Here is a 7,705-nt window from a genome sequence, read left to right as displayed (position 1 = left end):
GTAGAGGAGGCATGACATGCTTCGACTGACCGATGAACAGTTCGCCGTGATGCAGGCCGTCGCCCGGGGCGAGTCGCTGCCGGCCATCGGCCGGCGGCTGGGCCTGCACAACGCCCGCAGCGTGTTCGATGCCAGCCGCGCCCGTCTGCAGCGGGGCAAGGGCGACCAGCCGGTGCCGTTCACGCTGGAGGAGTGGCGCCAGGACCCGCAGGACCCGCAGGTCTCGCTGGCGCTGCTGGAACGCCACCAGCAGGCCTGCGAGGCGGCACAGGTCGCGTTCTGGCGGGTTTATGCGGGGGCTGGTGCGGGCGCCGTGTCTGTGGATGGCAGGTGACCGGGGCGGGTTAGCGTGCCCCGGCCGCCTCTGCCTCCAGCAGCGCCAGCATCGCCGCCGCCGCGCGTGACAGCACGCGCCGGGGGTGGTGCACCACGCCCAGGTCGCGGCTCAGGCGCACGCCGTTGACTGGCACCGCCACCACGTCGGCATCGCACAGGTTGGCCGGCAGCACGCTCCAGCCCAGGCCGATCGAGACCATCATCTTGATGGTCTCCAGGTAGTTGGTTTCCAGGTTGACCTGCAGGCGCAGGCCCTCGCTGCGGAACATGCCCTCGGCGATCTGGCGCGTGAAGGTGTTGGGCGAAGGCAGGATGGCCGGGTGTCCGGCGAGGTCGGCGGCGGCGATGCCGGTGGCGCTGTCGTCCGCCTGCCGGCGCTGCCGCGCGCGCCCGGCCAGCGGGTGGCCGGCGGCGACCACGAAGGCCAGCGGATCGGGCCAGATCACCCGCGCCACCAGGCGGTCGTCCGGCACCGGCGGCAGGGTGACGATGCCCAGCTCCAGCTCGCCCGACAGCACCGCCTCGTAGGCCTGCTCGGAGTCGATGAAGCGGATGTCCAGCCGCACCTGCGGGTGCATGGTGCTGAACGCGCGCAGCGCCGGCGGCAGGCGGTGCAGGCCGATGTGGTGGCTGGTGCCCACGGTCAGGGTGCCGGTGAGCTGGCCGGTGGCGGCCTCGGCGAAATCGCCGGCGAGGCGGCGCATGTCATCGAGGTCGTGCAGCCACTGGCGGGCGCGCGGCAGCAGGGCGCGTCCGGCTTCGGTGAGGGTGATGCGGCGGCCGACGCGGTCGAACAGCGGCGTGCCGAACTGTTCCTCCAGCGCCTGTATGCGCTTGGTCACCGCCGGTTGCGTCAGGTGCAGGTGCTCGGCGGCCTGCGAGAAGGACTCCTGGCGGGCCACGGCGAGAAAGGCCTGGAGCAGGGCGGTATCCATTAATTCCTCCAAGGAATTTTGTGTATAAAAACTATAAATTGGATTTATTTCATAAGCCACACTAGTCTTGCGGCATCAAAGCAGTGCCCGGCGGATGTCCGGCCGGGCCGATCTGACGCGGAGGTGGCTGTCATGGCCGGCAAGACCCTTTATGACAAGTTGTGGGACGATCATCTCGTCAGCCAGCGCGATGACGGCTCCTGCCTCATCTACATCGATCGCCAGCTCCTGCACGAGGTCACCTCGCCGCAGGCCTTCGAGGGCCTCAAGCTCGCTGGTCGCCAGCCCTGGCGCCTCGATGCCAACGTCGCCACGCCGGACCACAACGTGCCGACCGAGAAGGCCGAGCGCGCCGGCGGCGTCGCCGCCATTGCCGACGAGACCTCGCGCATCCAGGTGCAGACGCTGGATGACAACTGCCGTGACTTCGGCGTCGTCGAGTTCACCATCAACGACGTGCGCCAGGGCATCGTGCATGTGGTCGGGCCGGAGCAGGGCCTCACGCTGCCGGGCATGACCGTGGTCTGCGGCGACTCGCACACCGCGACCCACGGCGCCTTCGCCTGCCTCGCGCACGGCATCGGCACCTCCGAGGTCGAGCACGTGCTCGCAACCCAGTGCCTGATCCAGAAGAAGTCGAAGAACATGCTCGTGCGCGTCGACGGCGTGCTCGGCGCCGGCGTGACGCCGAAGGATGTCGTGCTCGCCATCATCGGCGAGATCGGCACCGCCGGCGGCAATGGCCACGCCATCGAGTTCGGCGGCCAGGTCTTCCGCGACATGAGCATGGAAGGCCGCATGACCGTGTGCAACATGGCCATCGAGGCCGGCGCCCGCGTCGGCATGGTCGCCGCCGACGACAAGACCATCGATTACTTCAAGGGCAAGCCGTTCGCGCCCACCGGCGAACAGTGGGATGCCGCCGTGGCCTACTGGCAGACGCTGCACTCCGACGCCGACGCGGCCTTCGACACCGTGGTGGTGCTCGACGGCGCCGCCATCGAGCCGCAGGTGAGCTGGGGCACCAGCCCGGAAATGGTGGTGCCGGTCACCGCCACCGTGCCGACCCTGGCCGATGCCGAAGACGCGGTGGAGCGCAACTCCTTCGAGCGCGCCTACCAGTACATGGGCCTCAACCCGGGCCAGAAGATCACCGACATCCGGCTTGATCGCGTGTTCATCGGTTCCTGCACGAATTCGCGCATCGAGGACCTGCGCGCCGCCGCCGCCGTGGCCAGGGGCCGCAAGGTCGCCGGCAGCATCAAGCAGGCCATGGTGGTGCCGGGTTCGGGTCTGGTGAAGCAGCAGGCCGAAGCCGAGGGGCTGGACAAGGTGTTCATCGAGGCCGGTTTCGAGTGGCGCGAGCCGGGCTGCTCCATGTGCCTGGCCATGAACGCCGACAAGCTCGGCTCCGGCGAGCACTGCGCTTCGACCTCGAACCGCAATTTCGAGGGGCGCCAGGGCAACGGCGGCCGCACCCACCTGGTCAGCCCGGCGATGGCGGCGGCGGCGGCGATTGCCGGCCATTTCGTCGACGTTCGCCATTTCTGACGCAGGCCCGACAGGCTCAAAGAAATCAGGAGCAAGATCATGCAGAAGTTCACTGTGGTGAAGGGTTTGGCCGCTCCCCTCGACCGTGCCAACGTCGACACCGACCAGATCATCCCCAAGCAGTTCCTGAAGTCGATCAAGCGCACCGGCTTCGGCGTCAACCTGTTCGACGAGTGGCGCTACCTCGACGAGGGCTATCCGGGCCAGGACTGCTCGAAGCGTCCGCTGAACAAGGATTTCGTGCTCAACCAGCCGCGTTACCAGGGTGCCAGCGTCCTGCTCGCGCGCCAGAACTTCGGCTGCGGCAGCTCGCGCGAGCACGCGCCGTGGGCGCTCGGCGAGTACGGCTTCCGCGCCGTGATCGCGCCCAGCTACGCCGACATCTTCTTCAACAACTGCTTCAAGAACGGCATGTTGCCGGTGATCCTGAGCGAGGCCCAGGTCGACCAGCTGTTCCGCGAGTGCGAGGCCGCCGAGGGCTACCAGATCACTGTCGATTTGGAAAAGCAGCAGGTCATCACCCCGAGTGGCGAGGCCTTCGGCTTCGAGGTCGACGCTTTCCGCCGCCACTGCCTGCTCAACGGGCTCGATGACATCGGCCTGACCCTGCAGGACGGCGATGCCATCCGCGCTTTCGAAGCGCAGGCGAAGGCGGCGCGCCCGTGGGTGTTCAATTCGCTGCGCCGCGCCTGAGGCGGGCCGGCGATGAGCGGCAAGCACGAAGCGGTGGTGGCGCGACAGTTCGGCAGTCAGGCCTCGGCCTACCTGACCAGCGCCGTGCATGCGCAGGGCGCCGAGTTCGAACGCCTGCGCACCATGCTGTCGGCGCGGACGGATGCCAGCCTGGCGCCGGCGCGCGTGCTCGATCTCGGCTGCGGTGCCGGCCATGTCAGCTTCCAGGTCGCGCCGCTGGCGGGCGAAGTGGTGGCTTATGACCTGTCGCCGGACATGCTGGCGGTGGTCGCCGACACGGCGGCCGCGCGCGGCCTGGGCAATGTGACCACGCAGCAGGGCGCCGCCGAGCGACTGCCGTTCGCCGATGCCAGCTTCGACGCCGTGTTCAGCCGCTATTCGGCGCACCACTGGAGCGACCTGGCGCAGGCGCTGCGCGAGGTGCGCCGCGTGCTCAGGCCCGGCGGTCTGCTGGCCTTCGTCGATGTGGCTTTGCCGGGCCGGCCGCTGCTGGACACCTACCTGCAGACGGCGGAAGTGCTGCGCGACAACAGCCACGTGCGCGACTACAGCGCCGGCGAGTGGCTGCAGCAGTGCGCCGAGGCCGGGCTGCGCGTCGAGGGTCACGCCATGCAGCGGCTGCGCCTGGAGTTCACCTCCTGGGTCGAGCGCATGCGCACGCCCGAGGTCTACCGCGCGGCCATCCGCCAGTTCCAGTCCGCGGTGGGCGAGGAAGTGCGCGAGTATTTCGAGATCGAGGAAGACGGCTCCTTCAGCACCGATGTCATCGTGCTGTGGGGGCGACGCTGAAAACGGACGGCGGCCGTGACGGCATGCCGGACATGAAGACACTGACGAGGAAAGCATGAGCAAGCACATTGTGATTCTGGCCGGCGACGGCATCGGCCCGGAAATCATGGCGGAAGCCGAGAAGGTCCTGGGCAAGGTCAACGAACAGTTCGGCCTGGGCCTGGGCTGGAGCCACGAGCTGCTCGGCGGCGCCGCCATCGACGCCCACGGCGTGCCGCTGCCGGATGTCACCTTGGATGCCGCGCGCAAGGCCGATGCCGTGCTGCTGGGCGCGGTCGGCGGCCCGAAGTGGGACCAGATCGAGCGCTCCATCCGCCCCGAGCGCGGCCTGCTGAAGATCCGCGCCGAGCTGAACCTGTTCGCCAANTCGTGCGTGAACTGACCGGCGGCATCTACTTCGGCCAGCCGCGCGGCATCCGCACGCTGGAGAACGGCGAGCGCCAGGGCTACAACACCGACGTCTACAGCGAATCGGAGATCCGCCGCATCGCCCACGTCGCCTTCCAGCTCGCCATGCAGCGCAACCGCAAGCTGCTGTCGGTGGACAAGGCCAACGTGCTGGAAGTCACCGAGCTGTGGAAGCAGGTGGTCAACGAGGTCGCGGTCGAGTACCCGGAGGTCGAGGTCTCGCACATGTACGTCGACAACGCCGCCATGCAGCTGGTGCGCCGCCCCAAGCAGTTCGACGTGATCGTCACCGGCAACCTGTTCGGCGACATCCTCTCGGACGAGGCCGCCATGCTCACCGGCTCCATCGGCATGCTGCCGTCGGCGTCGCTGGACCAGAACAAGAAGGGCATGTACGAACCCTGCCACGGCTCGGCACCGGACATCGCGGGGCAGGGCGTGGCCAACCCGCTGGCGACCATCCTGTCGGTGGCCATGATGCTGCGCTACAGCTTCGGCGAGGAAGCTGCCGCCAAGGCCATCGAGGATGCCGTCGGCCGCGTGCTCGACCAGGGCCTGCGCACGCCGGACATCTGGAGCGAAGGCACGACGAAGGTGGGCACGCAGGCCATGGGTGACGCGGTGGTCAACGCCCTGTGAATCCGTTGTAATATAGGCGAATCAAAAACTTGCCGCGCATTCGCTGGCGACCCCGGTCGCCGGCGGGTCGTGATGCCCGCCGTCCGGCGGGGTGCGGCGCCCCGGAAAACACGGGCCACAAGCCCTGGAGAGCGTAAATGAAGGTTGGTCTGATCGGCTGGCGCGGCATGGTGGGTTCGGTGCTCATGCAGCGCATGGTGGATGAAAACGATTTTGCCCTGATCGAGCCGGTGTATTTCACCACCTCGAACCCGGGCGCCATCGCCCCGTCGCTCGGCGGCAAGGATGGCGGCACCCTGCAGGATGCCTACAGCCTCGACGCCCTCAAGGCCATGGACACCATCATCAGCTGCCAGGGTGGCGACTACACCACCGAGATCTTCCCCAAGCTGCGCGCTGCCGGCTGGAGCGGCTACTGGATCGACGCCGCCTCCACGCTGCGCATGGAAGATGACGCGGTGATCGTGCTCGATCCGGTCAACAGCGGCCTGATCGAGTGCGCGCTCGACCGCGGCGTGAAGAACTACATCGGCGGCAACTGCACCAACTCCATCCTGCTCATGGGCGTCGGCGGCCTGTTCCGCGAAGGCCTGGTCGAGTGGGTCAGCTCCATGACCTACCAGGCCGCTTCCGGTGGCGGCGCCAACCACATGCGCGAGCTGCTCAAGGGCATGGGCGTGATCAACGCCGCCGTGGCAGATGAACTGGCCACGCCGTCGTCGGCCATCCTCGACATCGACCGCAAGGTGGCGGCGACCATCCGCAACGACGTGCCGCGCGAGTTCTTCGGCGCGCCGCTGGCGGGCGGCCTGATCCCGTGGATCGACAAGCAGCTCGACAACGGCCAGTCCAAGGAAGAGTGGAAGGGCCAGGCCGAGGTCAACAAGATCCTCGGCACCGAGGCCGTGATTCCGGTCGACGGCCTGTGCGTGCGCATCGGCGCCATGCGCTGCCACAGCCTGGCGCTGACGCTGAAGCTGAACAAGGACCTGCCGCTGGAAGAGATCGAGGCCATCATCAAGTCCGGCAACGACTGGGTGAAGTGGGTGCCGAACGACCGCGAGATCACGGTCAGCGAACTGACCCCGGCCAGCATCACCGGCGGACTGCAGATCGGCGTCGGCCGCGTGCGCAAGCTCAATCTGGGGCCGCAGTACCTGTCGGCCTTCGTCATCGGCGACCAGTTGCTGTGGGGCGCCGCCGAGCCGCTGCGCCGCATGCTGCGCATCCTGCTGGCGCGCGCCGGCCAGGCCGCCTGATGGGCGCCATTACGCAGTCCGTCGGCCTGTTCGGCGCCACCGGGGAACTCGGTCGCGCTTTCTTCGATGCCTTGGAGGAGCAGGGGGCCTTTGTCGGCCGCCTGCGCCTGTTCGCCAGCGAGCGCTCCGGCGAGGAGTCGCGTGTTTTCCGCGACAGGCCGCTGGCGGTCGAGGTGGCCGATGACGCCGATTTCGACGACCTCAACGAGGCCATCCTGGCGGTGCCGGCCGAGGTCGCCGACGATCTTGCCGCGCGTCTGCTCGCCGCCGGCGTGCGCGTCTGGGATGCCAGCGGGCATCTGCGCGCGCATCCGCAGGCGGTGAAGCTGGCCGAGGCCGGTCCCGACAGCGCGCTGGTGGTGCTGGCCGATCCGCTGGCCGGCATCCTGGCGCCGGTGGCGCAGGCGCTGGCGTCGGTGTCGCCGCTGCAGCGCCTTGATGTCACCGTGCTGGCGCCGGTGTCGCTGCGCGGCCGCGCCGGTGTCGGCGAGCTGGCGCGCCAGACCGGCGAGCTGCTCAACGGACGTGGCATCAGCACCGAGACCTGGCCGCAGCAGGTGGCCTTCAACATCCTGTCCGCCGACAGCGCCCTCGATGGCAACGGCACCGGCACCCGCGAGCGTCGTGTGCGCCAGGCCCTGACCGCTGTGCTGCCGCAAGTGCGCATCCACATCCGCCAGCTGGTGGTGCCGGTGTTCTATGGCGCCACCATGAGCCTGCACTGGCAGCACGAGGCCGCTGTCCAGCGCGCCGCCGTGGTGGCGGCGCTGGCGCGGGTGCCCGGCGTCCGCGTGCATGAGGGGGGCGATCTCGCCGAACTGCCCAGCCCGGTGGGACTGGGTGTCGACAACAATGACATCACGCTGTCGCGTCTCGGCATCGATGCCGGAGATGGCCTGGCTGTGCTGCTGGCAGACCCGCTGCGCGCCGGTCTGGTGCGGCCGTTGCTGGCCGCCTTGCTGAACGAGGGCTGAGTCGGCGAAGATCGCCGCATATAGCCAATGAAGCGGGCTCGAAAGGAAATGGTCAGCGGAGGAAAAGCCATGCGTAACTGGCAGGCACATGTCACGGCGGCGGCCCTGGGGCTGGTCCTGG

At 68.4% G+C, this 7,705-nt stretch carries 7 protein-coding genes and 1 pseudogene; 7 read left to right on the top strand and 1 reads right to left on the bottom strand.

Going from position 1 to position 7,705, the window contains the following annotated elements; genetic code table 11:
* The first annotated feature begins 16 nt into the window (after positions 1 to 16).
* Positions 17 to 334: a hypothetical protein gene (locus tag C5O18_RS04405; RefSeq protein ID WP_105191811.1), complete on the top strand. Its 318-nt coding sequence runs from the start codon at positions 17 to 19 to the stop codon at positions 332 to 334.
* 10 nt (positions 335 to 344) lie between these two features.
* On the opposite strand, the gene C5O18_RS04400 is transcribed toward C5O18_RS04405, so the two are convergent.
* Entirely contained in the window at positions 345 to 1,271 is a 927-nt protein-coding gene (locus C5O18_RS04400) for a LysR family transcriptional regulator (protein ID WP_105191809.1), read from the bottom strand.
* Positions 1,272 to 1,403: 132 nt separating this feature from the next.
* On the opposite strand from C5O18_RS04400, the gene leuC reads away from it, so the two are divergent.
* The 6 genes and pseudogenes from leuC (at position 1,404) to C5O18_RS04370 (ending at position 7,584) form a co-directional block, all read left to right on the top strand.
* On the top strand, positions 1,404 to 2,822 hold the full coding sequence (gene leuC, locus C5O18_RS04395; protein ID WP_105191807.1) for a 3-isopropylmalate dehydratase large subunit: 1,419 nt from the start codon (positions 1,404 to 1,406) through the stop codon (positions 2,820 to 2,822).
* A 39-nt stretch (positions 2,823 to 2,861) separates the two neighbouring features.
* Positions 2,862 to 3,515 (top strand): 3-isopropylmalate dehydratase small subunit, encoded by a 654-nt coding sequence (gene leuD / locus C5O18_RS04390; protein ID WP_105191805.1) that lies wholly within the window; start codon positions 2,862 to 2,864, stop codon positions 3,513 to 3,515.
* Between the two features lie 12 nt (positions 3,516 to 3,527).
* A complete protein-coding gene (locus C5O18_RS04385) occupies positions 3,528 to 4,304 on the top strand; it encodes a class I SAM-dependent methyltransferase (protein ID WP_105191803.1) in 777 nt (258 codons plus the stop codon).
* A gap of 55 nt (positions 4,305 to 4,359) precedes the next feature.
* A pseudogene (gene leuB / locus C5O18_RS04380) lies at positions 4,360 to 5,351 on the top strand (3-isopropylmalate dehydrogenase).
* Positions 5,352 to 5,488: 137 nt separating this feature from the next.
* Positions 5,489 to 6,610, top strand: coding sequence for an aspartate-semialdehyde dehydrogenase (asd, locus tag C5O18_RS04375; RefSeq protein WP_105191801.1), 1,122 nt, complete (start codon positions 5,489 to 5,491; stop codon positions 6,608 to 6,610).
* Positions 6,610 to 7,584 carry an Asd/ArgC dimerization domain-containing protein gene (locus tag C5O18_RS04370; protein ID WP_105191799.1) on the top strand — a complete coding sequence of 325 codons (975 nt, stop codon included), beginning with the start codon at positions 6,610 to 6,612 and terminating at the stop codon, positions 7,582 to 7,584. Before asd ends, C5O18_RS04370 begins: the two co-directional genes overlap by 1 nt.
* Positions 7,585 to 7,705 lie beyond the last annotated feature (121 nt).

The sequence above is a fragment of the Amnimonas aquatica genome (assembly GCF_002943415.1).
GTDB classification, from domain to species: domain Bacteria; phylum Pseudomonadota; class Gammaproteobacteria; order Pseudomonadales; family Moraxellaceae; genus Perlucidibaca; species Perlucidibaca aquatica_A.
Note: the sequence above shows the minus strand (reverse complement) of the source record. Positions and strands in the feature narration are given on the sequence as shown.